The sequence below is a fragment of the Nocardioides agariphilus genome, from assembly GCF_015352445.1.
Taxonomy (GTDB): Bacteria; Actinomycetota; Actinomycetes; order Propionibacteriales; family Nocardioidaceae; genus Nocardioides; species Nocardioides agariphilus.
This window is the reverse complement of record NZ_JADKPO010000020.1, coordinates 1-15,182: the sequence shown is the minus strand read 5'-3', so window position 1 is coordinate 15,182 and position 15,182 is coordinate 1. Positions and strand designations below refer to the sequence as shown.

At 69.7% G+C, this 15,182-nt stretch carries 16 protein-coding genes; 13 read left to right on the top strand and 3 right to left on the bottom strand.

Annotated elements, in window-relative coordinates:
• The first annotated feature begins 190 nt into the window (after nt 1–190).
• On the top strand, nt 191–790 hold the full coding sequence (locus ISU10_RS14835; protein ID WP_194697191.1) for a hypothetical protein: 600 nt from the start codon (nt 191–193) through the stop codon (nt 788–790).
• 46 nt (nt 791–836) lie between these two features.
• Here the strand turns inward: ISU10_RS14835 and ISU10_RS14830 are convergent, their stop codons facing one another.
• Nucleotides 837–2,027 carry a class I SAM-dependent methyltransferase gene (locus ISU10_RS14830; protein WP_370865421.1) on the bottom strand — a complete coding sequence of 397 codons (1,191 nt, stop codon included), beginning with the start codon at nt 2,025–2,027 and terminating at the stop codon, nt 837–839.
• A gap of 213 nt (nt 2,028–2,240) precedes the next feature.
• Between ISU10_RS14830 and groES the strand changes: the two genes are divergently transcribed.
• Nucleotides 2,241–2,534, top strand: a complete 294-nt coding sequence (groES, locus tag ISU10_RS14825) for a co-chaperone GroES (RefSeq protein ID WP_194697247.1) — start codon at nt 2,241–2,243, stop codon at nt 2,532–2,534.
• Nucleotides 2,535–2,614: 80 nt separating this feature from the next.
• Entirely contained in the window at nt 2,615–4,228 is a 1,614-nt protein-coding gene (gene groL / locus ISU10_RS14820; RefSeq protein WP_194697189.1) for a chaperonin GroEL, read from the top strand.
• Nucleotides 4,229–4,268: 40 nt separating this feature from the next.
• On the opposite strand, the gene ISU10_RS14815 is transcribed toward groL, so the two are convergent.
• Entirely contained in the window at nt 4,269–4,787 is a 519-nt protein-coding gene (locus ISU10_RS14815) for a MarR family winged helix-turn-helix transcriptional regulator (RefSeq protein ID WP_194697188.1), read from the bottom strand.
• Nucleotides 4,788–4,843: 56 nt separating this feature from the next.
• Here ISU10_RS14815 and ISU10_RS23175 point away from each other — a divergent pair, with 56 nt between their 5' ends.
• The 10 genes from ISU10_RS23175 (at nt 4,844) to ISU10_RS14765 (ending at nt 13,813) form a co-directional block, all read left to right on the top strand.
• Nucleotides 4,844–5,824, top strand: a complete 981-nt coding sequence (locus ISU10_RS23175; protein ID WP_228500973.1) for a glutamate-cysteine ligase family protein — start codon at nt 4,844–4,846, stop codon at nt 5,822–5,824.
• Entirely contained in the window at nt 5,821–6,798 is a 978-nt protein-coding gene (locus ISU10_RS14805; protein WP_194697187.1) for an ATP-grasp domain-containing protein, read from the top strand. The genes ISU10_RS23175 and ISU10_RS14805 overlap by 4 nt, the downstream gene beginning before the upstream one ends.
• Nucleotides 6,789–7,205: an MAPEG family protein gene (locus ISU10_RS14800; RefSeq protein WP_194697186.1), complete on the top strand. Its 417-nt coding sequence runs from the start codon at nt 6,789–6,791 to the stop codon at nt 7,203–7,205. Before ISU10_RS14805 ends, ISU10_RS14800 begins: the two co-directional genes overlap by 10 nt.
• Nucleotides 7,202–7,927, top strand: coding sequence for a gamma-glutamyl-gamma-aminobutyrate hydrolase family protein (locus ISU10_RS14795; RefSeq protein ID WP_194697185.1), 726 nt, complete (start codon nt 7,202–7,204; stop codon nt 7,925–7,927). The genes ISU10_RS14800 and ISU10_RS14795 overlap by 4 nt, the downstream gene beginning before the upstream one ends.
• 80 nt (nt 7,928–8,007) lie before the next feature.
• Entirely contained in the window at nt 8,008–8,883 is an 876-nt protein-coding gene (locus ISU10_RS14790) for a GNAT family N-acetyltransferase (protein WP_194697184.1), read from the top strand.
• Nucleotides 8,884–9,035: 152 nt separating this feature from the next.
• On the top strand, nt 9,036–9,647 hold the full coding sequence (locus ISU10_RS14785; protein ID WP_194697183.1) for a hypothetical protein: 612 nt from the start codon (nt 9,036–9,038) through the stop codon (nt 9,645–9,647).
• A gap of 203 nt (nt 9,648–9,850) precedes the next feature.
• Nucleotides 9,851–11,371: an IMP dehydrogenase gene (guaB, locus tag ISU10_RS14780; protein WP_194697182.1), complete on the top strand. Its 1,521-nt coding sequence runs from the start codon at nt 9,851–9,853 to the stop codon at nt 11,369–11,371.
• 9 nt (nt 11,372–11,380) lie between these two features.
• The gene (locus ISU10_RS14775; RefSeq protein WP_194697181.1) at nt 11,381–11,785 is read left to right on the top strand and encodes a secondary thiamine-phosphate synthase enzyme YjbQ; all 405 of its coding nucleotides are present in this window, start codon (nt 11,381–11,383) and stop codon (nt 11,783–11,785) included.
• Between the two features lie 124 nt (nt 11,786–11,909).
• A complete protein-coding gene (locus ISU10_RS14770; RefSeq protein ID WP_194697180.1) occupies nt 11,910–13,016 on the top strand; it encodes a GuaB3 family IMP dehydrogenase-related protein in 1,107 nt (368 codons plus the stop codon).
• Complete coding sequence (locus ISU10_RS14765) at nt 13,013–13,813, top strand: carbon-nitrogen hydrolase family protein (protein ID WP_370865416.1); 801 nt, start codon at nt 13,013–13,015, stop codon at nt 13,811–13,813. Before ISU10_RS14770 ends, ISU10_RS14765 begins: the two co-directional genes overlap by 4 nt.
• A 59-nt stretch (nt 13,814–13,872) precedes the next feature.
• On the opposite strand, the gene ISU10_RS14760 is transcribed toward ISU10_RS14765, so the two are convergent.
• On the bottom strand, nt 13,873–15,182 hold a 1,310-nt coding region (locus ISU10_RS14760; protein ID WP_194697179.1), incomplete at its 5' end, for an HNH endonuclease signature motif containing protein.

Sequence of the window (15,182 nt, the reverse complement as noted above, 5' to 3'; positions counted from 1 at the left end):
TTGTGCAACTTCGACGCATTCCGAAAGTAAAATCGCCCAGGAGCAACGAAGTCCGCAGGTGATACGAGCGGAGGTCTCTGTAACCAACTGGTCCAGCCCACCCTCCACCCCCCGGGGACAGCGCATTTCCCTTGGAGGTCACGCCGGTCTATGGTGAGACTTCACCATGTAATCCTGGGGGGGTTTCACAATGGATTCAAAGAGCACGTCTGCGCTCGAAAAGGTCGGGGGGACCAAGATCTCTCGGCGCACCGTCACGCGCGGTGTCGCCTGGTCGGTGCCCGTTGCTGCCGTTGCCATCAACGCACCGGCCTACGCGAGTTCGCAGCCGCCGGTCGTGGCCGGTCAGTGCGGCGTCGCCTGCAAGCACCCTGGCCTTGGTCAGAACGACAAGACCTACCACTTCACCTTCTGCTTCAAGGTCGGCGACGAAGCCGTCGACGACAACACGATCTACCTGGGTCTGATGACGATCAACGGTGACGCTGGGCGCCAGGCCCACTCCGGCGACGACGACCTGGTCATCGTCGGCGGTTCCGGCACCAACACCTGCGTCTACGTCGACGCTGACGGCTTCGGCACGTCCGAGACCGGCTTCGCGATCCTCCACTTCAGCTACAAGATCGGCGGCGTCACGTTCGACGGCTGCGCTCAGGCGCAGATCACCGGTGACGTGTGTGGCACCTCTGGCTCCTCGCCGCTGAAGGACCAGCCGAAGAAGTGGCCGCACGACGACGGTCTGGGTGAGGTCGGCGCCACCGTGTGCGACCCGAACCCGGGCGAGTGCTGATCCAGCTCTGAGCTCACGCCCCCGGTCTTCTCCGGGGGCGTGAGCCTTAGAACGGCTTGACCAGCAGGGCGATGCCCCGGCCGCGCGCTCGCGTGAGCACCAGCGTGGCCTCGTCCTCGCCGTGCAGGTCGAGCCGCTTGCGAAGCTGCTCCGGCGACCCGTCGACCCCGCGCTTCTTGATCGTCAGCGTGCCGATGCCGCGTGCCCGCAGGGCCGCGCGCAGCTGCTTCTCCCGATAGGGCACCTCTTCGAGGACCCGGTAGGACCGCGCAAACGGCGACCGGTAGGCCTCGTCCGAGGTGACGTAGGCGATCTTGCTGTCCAGCAACCGACCCTGCACGCCAGCCGCGACGGCCGTCACCAGGCCGGCGCGGATCACTGCGCCGTCAGGTTCGTAGAGGAACCCGCCCAGGGTCCCGACGCCGACGATCTCGGTCCCGGGGTCGTCGGCGTCGGTGAGCGTGGCCAGGCCGCCGTCGCCGATCACGGTCGCGCGCCGTGCGTCAGTGGCCAGCCGGCCCGACCACAGTGCGGCCTCCTTGACCTCGCCGTGGTCGCTGACCCACTCGGCCTCGACCCCGGCGGGCACGATCGCGTGCGGGATGCCAGGGGCGACCTTGACGCAGGCGTCGCGCCGCAGCAGCGACTCGACGAAGCTCCACGGCGGCGTCCAGTCCTCGACCCGGAAGCTGCGTCCCGCGCCGCTGCGCCGCGCCGGATCGGCGAACGCCACGTCGAACGGCGAGCTGTCCACGGCGGTGGCATCTGCCTCCTGCACGGCGCCGCCCAGCTCCAGAGCCGCGAGGTTGGCCCGCGCCATCGCCACCCGCAACGGGTCGAGGTCCACCCCCGCCGTGGTGATCCCGGCGCGGGCGAAGGCCACCAGGTCACCGCCGATGCCGCACCCCAGGTCCACCACGCTCTGGGTCACCGCGGCCTGCAGCCGACTGGCCCGGTGCGTGGACACCGAGAGCCTGGTGGCCTGCTCGAGGCCGTCGGGCGTGAAGTACATCCGCGCCGCCAGCTCGCCGAACTTGCCAGTCGCCCGCCGTCGCAGCTCGGCCTGGGTGATCGCCAGGGCCACTCGTTCGGGCCTGGTCCCACGCCGCAGCTCGCCTTGGAGCGCCAGCTCGTCGTACCCGGGTTCCGCGCTCGCCTCGACCGCCCGCGACAAGACGGCCTGGCCGTCGTCGGTCAGCAGCCAGGCGAAGCTCTGCGCGACGGTCTGCGAACTCACACACCGCATCCTGCCGTGCCACCCACGATGGAGTCGCCCTGGCACTCGTCTTGGGGGAGTGCTAACGTCGCGGTTGGCACTCTCACCTCGAGAGCGCCAGATCACTGACCAAATCACTGACCTGGGTCTGTGACGACGTACGACCCCCGCGACGGCGTACCTCCGAGCAGGCTCACATCGTCTGGAGAGCTCTAGAAAGTGGAGGTCGACATCGTGTCGGTCAACATCAAGCCCCTTGAGGACCGCATCGTGGTCAAGCCGCTCGACGCGGAGCAGACCACGGCTTCTGGCCTGGTCATCCCCGACACGGCCAAGGAGAAGCCGCAGGAGGGCGAGGTCCTGGCGATCGGCCCGGGCCGCATCGACGACAACGGCAACCGGGTCCCGCTCGACGTCGCCGTCGGCGACAAGGTCATCTACAGCAAGTACGGCGGCACCGAGGTCAAGTACTCCGGCAACGAGTACCTCATCCTCTCGGCGCGCGACGTGCTCGCCGTCGTTTCCTGATCGTTCTCTTCGGGTCGTGTCCCTGAGCGTGCGCTAGACCGCACGGCCAGGGACACGACCTGTCCTCTTGAAGGAGTGACATGCCCAAGATCCTGGAGTTCGACGAGCACGCGAGGCGCTCGCTGGAGCGTGGCGTCGACAAGCTCGCCAACACCGTCAAGGTGACGCTCGGCCCCAAGGGCCGCTACGTCGTCCTCGACAAGAAGTGGGGCGCCCCCACGATCACCAACGACGGCGTGACCGTCGCGCGTGAGATCGAGCTCGACGACCCGTTCGAGAACCTCGGTGCCCAGCTCACCAAGGAGGTCGCGACCAAGACCAACGACGTGGCCGGTGACGGCACGACGACCGCAACGGTGCTCGCCCAGGCGATGGTCCACGAGGGCCTTCGTGCGGTTGCTGCCGGCGCCAACCCGATGGCTCTCAAGCGGGGCATGGACGCCGCGGCCGAGGCCGTCGGTGACGCGCTGCGCGAGGCGGCTCGCGAGGTGGAGTCCAAGGAGGACATGGCCTCGGTGGCCACCATCTCCAGCCGCGACAGCCTCATCGGCGAGCTGCTGGCCGAGTCCTTCGACAAGGTCGGCAAGGACGGCGTGATCACCGTCGAGGAGTCCAACACCATGGGCACCGAGCTGGAGTTCACCGAGGGGATGCAGTTCGACAAGGGCTACATCTCGGCCTACTTCGTGACCGATCCCGAGCGGATGGAGGCCGTCCTCGACGACCCCTACATCCTGTTGCACCAGGGGAAGATCTCGGCGATCGCCGACATCCTCCCGCTGCTGGAGAAGGTCATCCAGTCCGGCAAGCCGCTGTTCATCCTGGCCGAGGATGTCGACGGCGAGGCGCTCTCGACGCTGGTGGTCAACAAGATCCGCGGCACCTTCACCGCCGTCGCGGTCAAGAGTCCCGCGTTCGGGGACCGTCGCAAGGCGATGATGCAGGACATCGCGACCCTGACCGGTGGTCAGGTCGTCGCACCCGAGGTCGGCCTCAAGCTCGACCAGGTCGGTCTCGACGTGCTCGGCCAGGCTCGCCGTGTCGTCATCACCAAGGACACCACCACCATCGTCGACGGCGGCGGTGACAAGGCCGAGGTCGAGGGCCGCGTCAACCAGATCAAGGCCGAGATCGAGAACACCGACTCCGACTGGGACCGTGAGAAGCTCCAGGAGCGTCTGGCCAAGCTCGCCGGCGGAGTGTGCGTGATCAAGGTCGGCGCCCACACCGAGGTGGAGCTGAAGGAGAAGAAGCACCGCATCGAGGACGCCGTCTCCGCCACGCGCGCCGCGATCGAGGAGGGCATCGTCGCCGGCGGCGGCTCGGCCCTCATCCACGCCTCGTCGGTGCTCAACGACGACCTCGGCCTCACCGGCGACGAGGCGACCGGCGTGCGCATCGTGCGCAAGTCCGTCGACGAGCCGCTTCGTTGGATCGCCGAGAACGGCGGCGAGAACGGCTTCGTCATCGTCTCCAAGGTCCGCGACGCGGGCGTCGGCACCGGCTACAACGCCGCGACCAGCGAGTACGGCGACCTCGTCGCCCAGGGCGTCATCGACCCGGTCAAGGTGACCCGCTCGGCGCTGGTCAACGCCACCTCGATCGCCGCGATGCTGCTGACGACCGAGACGCTGATCGTCGAGAAGCCCGAGAAGGAAGAGGCTCCGGCCGCTGGCCACGGCCACGGTCACTGATGGAGAACTGAGCACCGCCGAGTCGGCGCAGTTCGCCCCCTCAACCGGGCGAACTGCGCCGACTTTCGGTTTGTCCCGGGGTCACCGCCTGGTCGTGCGGCTCTGCGTCATCGGCCTCGAGCATCTCGGCCACCCGCACCAGCACTCGTCGCGCCGTCTCGTAGTCGGCGGCGCCGAACTCCTCGGCGAAGCGGCGCTCCAAGGCGCCGATGTGCCGGAAGCCGGCGGCGGCCACCTCGAGGCCGTGCGCCGAGAACGTGACCAGCTTGGCGCGGCGGTCGGCCGGGTCGGGCACCATCTCGAGGATGTCGAGCTGGACCATCTCGCGCACGATCTCGCCCATCGACTGCCGGGTGATGCCCATGCTGGCGGCCATGTCGACGGCTCGCTGACCCTCACCGTGCAAGGTGCCGAAGACCGCGTTGTGCGACTGCTTGATCTCCGGATGCCCTTGCCGGTGAGCCTGCGCGACCATGTTCGCCTGCAGTGCCTTGTTGGCGCGGTGCACCAGTGCGATCAGCGGCGGGCTGGTGGGTCGGACCGGCTCAGCTCTTGACATTCGTAAGGGTACCTTTCAATATATCGACAGGAACCCTTACAGTATCAGGAGTCGTCATGCACGCCGAGAGCTACCGCCCACTGGTCACCGAGCTGTTCCCCACCGCTCAGGGCCGCGGCAGGAGCACGGGCGTCGCGATCGAGCACGAGCTGGTCACCACCTGGGTCGCCGGCGGCTCGGCGGTCCCCGTCGAGCGGCTGCGAGCCGTGGTCTGCAACGCCGCCTACGCGCCGTACGTCAGCTTCGAGCCGGGCGGGCAGATCGAGTTGAGCCTGCCGCGGGCGGCGAGCGCGGCGGCTACGGTGCGCGCGGCACGCGCGCACCTCCGCGCGCTTCGCGCGGACTGCGCGCGAGCCGGGATCGCCGTGCACGCGTGGTCGGTCGACCCTCGGCCGGAGTCGGCGGTGCCGCTCCAGCTGACCTCACCTCGGTACGTCGCCATGCAACGGCACTTCGACGCCATCGGGCCTGCGGGCCGCGTGATGATGCGGCGGACCTGCTCGACGCAGGTGTGCCTGGACTGGTGGAGCGGCCCGGCGTCACTCGAGCAGTGGCGGGCACTCAACCTGGCCGCCCCCTTCCTCGCGGCAGCGTTCGCGCGCGCCACAGGTCCGGACTCCCGGCTGGCCACGTGGCTCCAGGTCGACCCGGCGCGGACCGCCTTCGACGGGCGCCTGCTGGCCGGCGAGGACCCGGTCGCGGCGTACTCGGCCTTCGCCGCCGGGGCGGCGCGGTTCTTGGCGCAAGGACGCGAGCACCTGACCACGCTGTTCGCGCCGGTGCGTCCGCGCGGGCGCTATCTCGAGGTGCGCTTTCCCGATGTGCAGGAGGACGCCGCGATCGGCGCGGTGGTGCACACCCTGGCCGCGATCGCGCACGACGACGACGTGCGTCGAGCAGTCCTGGCCCGGCTGGCCGGGGAGGCGCCGTACCTCGACCAGCACTGGTACGACGCGGCGCACGGCCGTGGCGAGGTCGCGGCTCACGGTCAAGAGCTGGTCGCGATGGCGACCCGTCGAGGCCTGGTCGCCGCATGAGGAGCGCCGTCTTGTTCGTCGTCGACCCGCTGGCCGGCCTCCAGGCCGACGTCGACGCGAGCATCGGGCTGATGGCTGCCACCGAGGAGCTCGGTCAGGCGGTGTGGACCTGCCAGCCCGAAGACCTTTCCGTCACCGGCGGTCGCGTCCTGGCCGACGCCCGGCGCCTGCACCTGGCCGATCGCCGCCGGGGCGCCGACCATCGCTGGACGGTGGCGACCACGTGGCAGGAGGAGGTCGAGCGGCGAACGGTCGACGTCGCCGCCGAGATGGACGTGACCCTGCTGCGCATCGACCCGCCGGTCGACGCGAGGTACCTCCACACGACGTACCTGCTCGACCTCGTCGAGGCGTCCGGGGGTGCGGTGGCCAACCGGCCGGCCGGCATTCGAGCACTGCACGAGAAGCTGGTCGCCTTGCGGTTCCCTGCGCTGTGCCCGCCGACTGTCGTGACGGCTGACCCAGCCGCGCTGTGCGGCTTCGTCGCCGAGGTGGGTGCTGCGGTCGTCAAGCCGGTTGACGGTTTCGCGGGTCGGGACGTCTGGCTGGTCCGGGATGACGAGACCGCTGTGTCGCTGGCGGAGTCCGCGACCGGGGGAGGACGTCGCCACGTGATCGCTCAGACGTACGTGGCCGACGTGGCGAGCGGCAACAAGCGCCTGTTCGTGCTCGACGGCGAGATCATCGGCGCCGTCCTGCGCCGGCCGTCCTCCGTCGACTTCCGCATCGGGCCGCCGGTGGCTGTCGCTCAGATCGACGCCGACGACCGCGCCATCGTGGCCGCAATCGGACCCCTGCTCGCCGAGCACGGCATCGCACTGGCCGGTCTCGACGTCATCGCGGGCCGCCTCATCGAGGTCAACGTGACCTGTCCCGGTGGCATGCACAAGGCCGACGCCCTCCTGGGCACCGACCTCAGCGGCGCGATCATCCGCCGCATCCTCCTCAACGAAAGGGTTCCCTCATGGAGCTGAACACCTCGCTCGACGTCGTCCCCGTCGTCAGCATCGCCTTGATGGGCATCCTGCTCTTCGTCCTGGGCGCCAACGTCACGCGACACCGCGCCATCCGGGGCGCCACCGGCAACCAGATGCCGACCGACCCGACCGACCGCATGTTCATCGCTCAGCGCGCCCACGGCAACGCCGCCGAGTACGTGCCGACCCTGATCGTCCTCATCGTCGTCTGCGCGCTGCTCAGCGACGGGTGGTGGGTGCAGGCCCTGGCCGTCGTGGCCGCAGCCTCGCGGTACGTCCACGCGCTCGGGATGCTCACCTCCAAGACGCTCGCGGCCCACGGACCCCTGCGAGACCTGGGCGCGATGGGCACCTACGCATCGGGAATCGCCTTGGGCGTCACGGCCATCGCGGCTTTCGCATGAGACCTCGGCGCCCGGTCGTCGGGATCGTCGGGCACCGCTACGCGGTGCCGCGACCGCACGTGACCATCCAGGCGACGGGCACTCCTGAGACGTATGTCGACGAGGTCGCCCGAGCCGGCGGCCTGCCGATCGTGCTCCCAGCCGGCCGTGCCGTCGAGACGCTCGGCCTGGTCGATGCCGTCGTGCTCACCGGTGGTGGCGACGTCGAGCCCGGCCGCTACGGCGGCGAGACGCACACCGCGCTCGACGTCGACCCGCGGCGCGACGACGAGGAGGTGCTGCTGATCCGAGCGGCGGCCGTGCGCGGTATCCCGCTGCTCGGCGTGTGTCGAGGGCTCCAGCTGCTGGTCGTCGCCTTCGGCGGCACTCTGGTGGGCCACCTTGACGCCCACCGGAACCTCGCCGGGCACGCCGTACGCACCGAGCCGACCTCGACGCTTCGCGAGCTGCTCGGAGTGCGGGCGCACGTCACGTCTCTGCACCATCAAGCCGTGGCGCACCCGGGCGACTCATGGCGAGTCACCGCCCGGGCGGACGACGCCGTGGTCGAGGGCATCGAGTGGTCGGGACCCACCAGCTGGTCGGCGATCGGGGTGCAGTGGCACCCGGAGCTGCCCCACGACGAGACGGGGGATCGCATCTTCGGCTGGCTCGTCGAGGCGGCCGCTCAGCGCGACGGCGAGCCGGCGCTCGCGATGTCGGCCCCTGCGCAGTCGTCGTAGCAAACCGGCAGTGTCCGGGATTTTCCTGCGCGAAACATTCCCGGCCCGCTGCCGAAACGCTTGCCGCGCACGATCGGGGCATGTTGTGGCGAGTACGCGCGACCCTGCCCGACCGGCCCGGCGCGCTGGCCGGGCTGGCGGCCGAGTGCGGGGCGAGCGAGGTCAACATCCTCGGCTTCCAGATCTTCCCCGGAGTCGACCTGGTCACCGACGAGCTCGTTCTCGACACTCCGCAGAGCTGGCACCTCGCCGACATCGAGGCTCTCGTACGTCGATCGGGTGGGCAGGCGGTCAGCGTCGTGCCCTGCACCGAGGCCGCCCTGGCCGACCAACCCACGCGCTACGTCCATGCCGCAGCGTCCGTGCTGGCGTCGCCGGCCAGCTTCCCGGACGTGCTGGCGCGGCTCTTCGACGCCGAGGCCGAGTCGTCATCGGGCGAGGACGGCTCGCTCGACCTGCTCGAGGTCACGGTCGCCTCGGTGCTCGTCCAGGTCCGGCGTACGGCGCCCTTCACGGCCACCGAGCACGCCCGTGCCGACGCCTTGGCCTCGCTCGTCGACGACGTGCTGGCGCGGGCCGCGGCGACGGCGGCATCGGTCCCTCTGGCGGCGTCGGAGGGTCCGGAGTACGTCGTGGAAGCCAGCGAGATCAGCGCGGTGGTCGGCGGCGCTGCCGTCGGCACGGCCGCCGTGCGTCCGGCGCTCGACGAACCCGAGGCCAGCGTGCTGAACCTGTCGGTCGACCCGGCCTGGCGACGCCGGGGCATCGGCAGCCGGCTGTTGTCGGAGGCCGTGCGGGTCGCGGCCTCGCAGGGTGCGGCCGAGCTGGTGCTGACCACCCGGGCCGACAACCAGGCCGTCTTGCCGATGGTGCTGGCGGCCGGGTTGCGCGGCCGCATCCGGATGTCCGGCGACCGCCTCACCGTGCGGATTCCGCTGGCCGCGTTGCATCGCTGACGGGCAGTTCTTTTCCATTTCCTCAGCCCGGCAACGGACGCCGGGAATTGTCGGCTGGGCCACAGATGTGCCTGCCTCGTCGGATGCAATCTTGCTGGCATCCCTTATCCAGGGAATATCAGCAGATTCATCCACAAGGTGAGGAGAACAAGATGAACAAGTATTTCACAGCCGGCCGGACCTGGGCGAGGATCTCGTTCGCAGCGGCCGTGTCGTCCTTGGTCGCGGTCCTCGCGGCTCTGCTCCTCGGGCCGGCGCCGTCGGCCTCGGCGCTGTGGACGGAGGCGTGGAGCAACCCCGGAGTCGCCAACTTCGGTGGGAAGGTAGCCCTGAAGGTGGAGAAGTACACCGACTCCACCGGCCACCTGGTCTACACCTTCCGACCGGGCGACCTCGTCGTGCAGCCCGACTCCACGGTCACCGGGGCGCAGCAGGCCACAGTGCATCTCGAGCTGCTGCGCTCGGAGGACGGCAAGACGTGGTCGACCGCGGACGAGGAGTCGTTCACCGTGGACCTGGGTGACGGGAAGGGCGGCAGCGTCACCAAGACGCTCGCCGGCAGGTCCTTCTTCCACTTCCACACGCCCGGCAGGGCCGGCGCCTACAAGATGGTGGCCAACGTCCAGTGGTTCAAGGGCACGACCTGGCTCAGCGAGCGCAACGTGGCGGCCAGCCTGACGTCCGAGCTGAGCTGCGGGGAGCTGGGGATCTCCAAGTGCTACAAGTTCGCAGACAGCGGACAGGCTTTCTTGGCGGTTGCGTGAACGAGTCGCAACGAGGTGGCGGATCGCATTGATCGGGACATGCGATCCGCCTTCTCGGCTATTTCTCGGGCATATTCATATCGGTGAGCCGTCCCTCGTTATCGCGCTGGGAGAAGCCGTCCTCGCGCCGGTGCCGGTGGGGCAGCGTGCGCGCCCCTAGACTGGGCGGCAGACCCACCACCGAAAGGCCTGTTGTCCGTCCGATGACCTCTGACCTGCCCGATGACCTGCCCGACAAGTTCGCCGCCCTCGGCCTCACCTACGACGACGTCCTCCTGCTGCCTGGCTACGCCGACCTGGCGCCGTCCGACATCGACACCACGACCAGGCTGACCCGTGAGATCTCCCTCAAGGCGCCTCTGGTCAGCGCCGCGATGGACACCGTCACCGAGAGTCGGATGGCGATCGCGATGGCCCGCGAGGGCGGCATCGGCGTGCTCCACCGCAACCTCTCGGTCGAGGACCAGGCCTACCAGGTCGACCTGGTCAAGCGGACCCAGACCGGCATCATCTCCAACCCCGTCACCATCGGCCCCGACCAGACTCTCGAGGAGCTCGACCGCATCTGCGGCGAGTACCGCGTCTCCGGCCTCCCCGTCGTCGACATAGAGAACCGCCTCCTCGGCATCATCACCAACCGCGACCTGCGCTTCACGCCGGTCGCCGAGTGGGCGACGACCAAGGTCGACGAGGTGATGACGCCGATGCCGCTGATCACCGGACCGGTCGGCATCGACCGCGACGAGGCGACCCGCTTGCTGCGCCAGCACAAGCGCGAGCGCCTACCGATCGTCGACGAGGCCGGCCACCTGGCGGGGCTGATCACGGTCAAGGACTTCGTCAAGGGCGAACAGTTCCCCGACGCGTCCTACGACGCCCACGGCCGCCTGCTCGTGGGCGCCGCGATCGGCTACTTCGGCGACGCCTGGCAGCGCGCCACGACGCTGATCGAGGCGGGTGTCGACGTACTCGTCGCCGACACCGCCCACGGCCACGTGCGCATGCTGCTCGACATGGTGCGCCGTCTGAAGTCGGACCCGGCCACCAGGCACGTCCAGGTGATCGGCGGCAACGTCGGGGCTCGTGACGGCGCCCAGGCGTTCGTCGACGCCGGTGCCGACGCGGTCAAGGTCGGCTTCGGGCCCGGCGCGATCTGCACGACGCGCGTGGTCACGGGCGTCGGCGTCCCTCAGATCACCGCCGTCTACGAGGCGTCGCTGGCCTGCCGTCCGGCGGGCGTTCCGGTGATCGCCGACGGCGGCCTGAAGTACTCCGGCGACATCGCCAAGGCCCTCGTCGCCGGCGCCGACTCGGTGATGGTCGGGTCCTTGCTCGCCGGATGCGAGGAGGCTCCGGGCGAGCTGATCTTCGTCAACGGCAAGCAGTTCAAGGCGTTCCGCGGCATGGGATCCCTGGCGGCGATGTCGAGCCGCGGCAAGAAGTCCTACTCCAAGGACCGCTACTTCCAAGCCGAGGTCGCCAGCGACGACAAGATCGTGCCCGAGGGCATCGAGGGCCAGGTCGCCTATCGCGGACCGCTGTCCGCCGTTGCTCACCAGCTGATCGGCGGCTTGAGCCAGTCGATGTTCTACGTCGGCGCCCGCACCGTCTCCGAGCTGCAGGAGAAGGGCAAGTTCATCCGGATCACCCAGGCGTCCCTGGGTGAGTCCCACCCCCACGACGTCCAGATGACCGTCGAGGCTCCCAACTACACCGGTCGCTGAGAGCACGGGATGCACTCCCGTACCTTCCGCGTCCACACCGGCGTCACCGAGTCCGTCCTCGACATCACCGGTCAGTGCGCGGACTTCGTCAGCGAGTACGACGACGGGTTGCTGCACGTGTTCGTCCCGCACGCCACCGCCGGCATCGCCATCCTCGAGACGGGCGCAGGCTCCGACGCGGACCTGCTCGCTGCTCTCGCCGACCTCCTTCCTGCCGACGACCGGTGGCGACACCGGCACGGGTCGCCGGGCCACGGCCGATCACACGTGATGCCGGCCCTGGTGCCGCCGTACGCGACCCTCCCGGTATTGCACGGCCGGCTGGCCCTGGGCACCTGGCAGAGCATCTGCCTGGTCGACCTCAACGTTGACAACCCCGACCGTGAGGTGCGGTTGTCGTTCGTCTCGGCGTAGCTAGGCAACGGTGACATCAAGGCGGCGGTGATGTCGTCATACGACTGGTGGTGGTTCATGCCACCTCATGACCTGCACCCGGCGCGAGATCTGACGGACCGCCGCGCGCCGATAGGCTGCGCGCGTGACAGAGATCGAGATCGGCAAGGCCAAGCGGGCGCGCCGGGCCTACTCCTTCGACGACATCGCGATCGTCCCGTCGCGACGTACGCGGGACCCCGAAGAGGTCAGCGTGGCCTGGCAGATCGACGCCTACCGCTTCGAGCTGCCGATCCTGGCCGCGCCCATGGACTCGGTGATGTCGCCGGAGACGGCGGTCGCGCTCGGCAAGTACGGCGGTCTGGGCGTGCTCAACCTCGAAGGCCTCTGGACGCGCTTCGAGGAGCCCGAGCCGCTGCTGGCCGAGGTGGCCGAGCTGACCGGTGTCCAGGCGACCAAGCGGCTCCAGGACATCTACACCGAGCCGATCAAGCCCGAGCTGATCACCGACCGGCTCCGGCAGATCCGCGAGGCGGGGGTCACCGTCGCGGGGAGCCTCTCGCCCCAGCGCACCAAGCAGTTCGCCAAGACCGTGGTCGACGCCGGGGTCGACATGTTCGTGATCCGCGGCACGACTGTCAGCGCTGAGCACGTCAGCAGCCAGGCCGAGCCGCTGAACCTCAAGGAGTTCATCTACGAGCTCGACGTCCCTGTCATCGTGGGTGGCTGCGCGACCTACCAGGCCGCTCTGCACCTGATGCGCACCGGCGCGGCCGGCGTGCTGGTCGGGTTCGGCGGCGGCGCGGCTCACACGACTCGCACCGTCCTCGGTGTCGCGGTGCCCATGGCCAGCGCCGTGGCCGACGTCGCGGCTGCTCGCCGTGATTACATGGACGAGTCCGGCGGGCGCTACGTCCACGTCATCGCCGACGGTTCGATCGGCAAGTCGGGCGACATCGCCAAGGCGGTCGCCTGCGGAGCAGATGCGGTGATGGTGGGGTCGCCGTTCGCGCGCGCCACCGACGCTCCGGGCCGTGGCTACCACTGGGGAGCCGAGGCCCACCACCCCGAGCTACCGCGCGGTCAGCGGGTCGAGTTCGGCACTGTGGGCACGCTGGAGGAGATCCTGTTCGGTCCCTCGCGTGTGGCCGACGGCACCATGAACATCGTCGGAGCCCTCAAGCGGGCGATGGCCACCACCGGCTACACCGAGCTCAAGGAGTTCCAGCGGATCGAAGTGGTCGTCCAGTGATCCTCCGGGTCGCGGCTGCTCAGGCCGAGGCCATGGCCGGCGACCTGGAGGCCAACGTGCGCACAGCGGCCGAGCTCGTCGGTGAAGCGGGGCAGCAGGGCGCCCAGGTAGTCGTGCTGCCCGAGGCTTTCCTGACCGGCTACGACCTCGACGTGTTCGCGGGGGCCCTGCCTGGGCTGGTGGACCTCCCGCTCGCGCCCTTGCGGGACGCGGCTGCCGACACTGGCGCCGTCGTGGTGGCCAGCAGTGCGCTCGAGGCCCGGGTCGGCGACCATCGCATCAAGACGCTGTCGTGCGTCGTCATGCAACCGGACGGCGCGGTCGACGTGCCCTACGACAAGCAGCACCTCGACGGCGACGAGAAGCAGCACTTCACCGCCGGCGACCACGGCGCCTCCATCCGGGTCCACGGCGTCGAGCTCGGCCTGTCGATCTGCTACGACGGGTGCTTCCCGGAGCATGCCCGCGCCGCAGCCGACGACGGCGCGGTCGCCTACCTCAGCTCCTCGGCGTACTTCGTCGGCGGCGAGCACCGCCGCGACCTCTACTACGGTGCGCGCGCCGTCGAGAACGGCATGTACGTCGTGTTCGCCGGCCTCACCGGTCGCTGCGGCTCCCGCGACTTCAGCGGGGGCTCGGCGATCTACGACCCCGAGGGTCGCCCCCTCGTCCGCCTCGGCACCGAGCGGGGTATCGCTGTCGCCGACCTCGACACCGCCGTCGTCGAGGCCACGCGCTCGCGGCACACGATGCTGGCCGACCATCGCGACGACCTCGGCCGGCGTGTGCGCAGGTAGATGATCGATCTCCGTCCAGCGAGTGCGGGCCCGACGATTCCTCAGCGAAGCGCGCAGCCCTAGATCCGTTGGCTGCCGCGTGGGGTGCGGAGGTAGTGGGTGTTGTGGGGTCCGTGCCAGTGGTAGCCCTCGGGCATGGGGTGGTAGCGCCAGGTGCCGGCGGTTTTGGCGCGGTGGTGGCGTCGGCAGAGTGGTGCGAGGTTCTCGGGGTGGGTTTGGCCGGGTGGTCCGCCTTCCTCGAGTGGCTTGTAGGGGGTGGGGTGGTCGAGGTCGCAGGTGCGGGCGTCGATGCTGCAGCGGGGGGAGATGCAGGTCTGGTCGCGCAGGATGACGAGTTCGCGCATCCAGGTGGGTGGGTCGTGGGAGTCGACGGCGTCGCGGCGGGCCATGTTGAGGACGGGCAGGATCTGGACGGCTTGGTGGCCGACCCAGGCGCGGAGGCGGGCGATGGTGGTGGCGCCGAGGCGTTCGATCCTGCCGGTGGCCAGGGCGGTCTCGGTTCCGCCGTCCGGAGTGGTGGCGATCTCGAGGTCGTGGTTGTCGACGTGGGCGATGAGCTTGATCTTGCTGCCGTGTCTGGTGACGGCCTGGGAGAGCTTCTCGAGGTCCTCGGGGTGCAGCCCGGCCAGGGTGGCCACGGTGGCCATGGTGGCGAGGCCGGCCTGGCCGGCCTGGTTGAGGGGCCGGTCGCCGGTCAGAACCCCCGCGGCGAGGTGGGTGATGATGCGGATGGCGGTGATCTTGCGGACTCCGAGGGGGCTGGTGTCGCCGCTCTGGCCGAGCTGGTGGGCGAGGGTGGCGACCAGGGTGTGGAAGTCGTTGAGGGTGGGGGTGTCTCCGGAGATGGTGAGGTGGCTGGTGCCGGTGTAGTCGGTCGGGGCGGGGTGGGAGACCTCCAGTCCCCAGGAGGCCTGGGCTTGCTCTTCCTCAGATTGGGTGGTTTGGGGGTCGAAGGTGGCGGCGGCGTGGGCGACGAGCCGGTCGGTGATGAGGGGTCCGATGGCGCCGTCGGTGCGGGTGGGGAGCTGGGTGTCGACCCAGCGGGCGCCATCGAGGGGGAGGTGGCGGGTTTGGACCGCGACGCGGCGGGCCTGCCAGGTCGGCACCTGGAGTGCTTCGACCCGTTTGAGGAGGATGGGGAGGCGGTGGTGCAGGTCGAGGGCGTCGCCGATCAGCCCGGCCCCGGCGGCCGGGGTCAGGTCGAGGGCGGCGGCGAGGGTTTCGTGGGTGAAGGCTGCGACGGCGGGGGTGCCGTCCCCGCCCAGGGAGGCGGGTTTCTCCAGCAGGGTGAGGATGGCGCCGTCGGGGCCTTGGGTGCCGGTCTGGGTGGTGGCGGGGTGCAGGATCGCCCAGTGGTAGGCCAGGCGCA

Coding starts and splice junctions, on each gene's coding strand:
- ISU10_RS14835 (WP_194697191.1), top strand. CDS start 191: ATGGATTCAAAGAGCACGTCTGCGCTCGAAAAGGTCGGGGGGACCAAG.
- groL (WP_194697189.1), top strand. CDS start 2,615: ATGCCCAAGATCCTGGAGTTCGACGAGCACGCGAGGCGCTCGCTGGAG.
- ISU10_RS14815 (WP_194697188.1), bottom strand. CDS start 4,787: ATGTCAAGAGCTGAGCCGGTCCGACCCACCAGCCCGCCGCTGATCGCA.
- ISU10_RS23175 (WP_228500973.1), top strand. CDS start 4,844: ATGCACGCCGAGAGCTACCGCCCACTGGTCACCGAGCTGTTCCCCACC.
- ISU10_RS14805 (WP_194697187.1), top strand. CDS start 5,821: ATGAGGAGCGCCGTCTTGTTCGTCGTCGACCCGCTGGCCGGCCTCCAG.
- ISU10_RS14800 (WP_194697186.1), top strand. CDS start 6,789: ATGGAGCTGAACACCTCGCTCGACGTCGTCCCCGTCGTCAGCATCGCC.
- ISU10_RS14795 (WP_194697185.1), top strand. CDS start 7,202: ATGAGACCTCGGCGCCCGGTCGTCGGGATCGTCGGGCACCGCTACGCG.
- ISU10_RS14790 (WP_194697184.1), top strand. CDS start 8,008: ATGTTGTGGCGAGTACGCGCGACCCTGCCCGACCGGCCCGGCGCGCTG.
- ISU10_RS14785 (WP_194697183.1), top strand. CDS start 9,036: ATGAACAAGTATTTCACAGCCGGCCGGACCTGGGCGAGGATCTCGTTC.
- guaB (WP_194697182.1), top strand. CDS start 9,851: ATGACCTCTGACCTGCCCGATGACCTGCCCGACAAGTTCGCCGCCCTC.
- ISU10_RS14775 (WP_194697181.1), top strand. CDS start 11,381: ATGCACTCCCGTACCTTCCGCGTCCACACCGGCGTCACCGAGTCCGTC.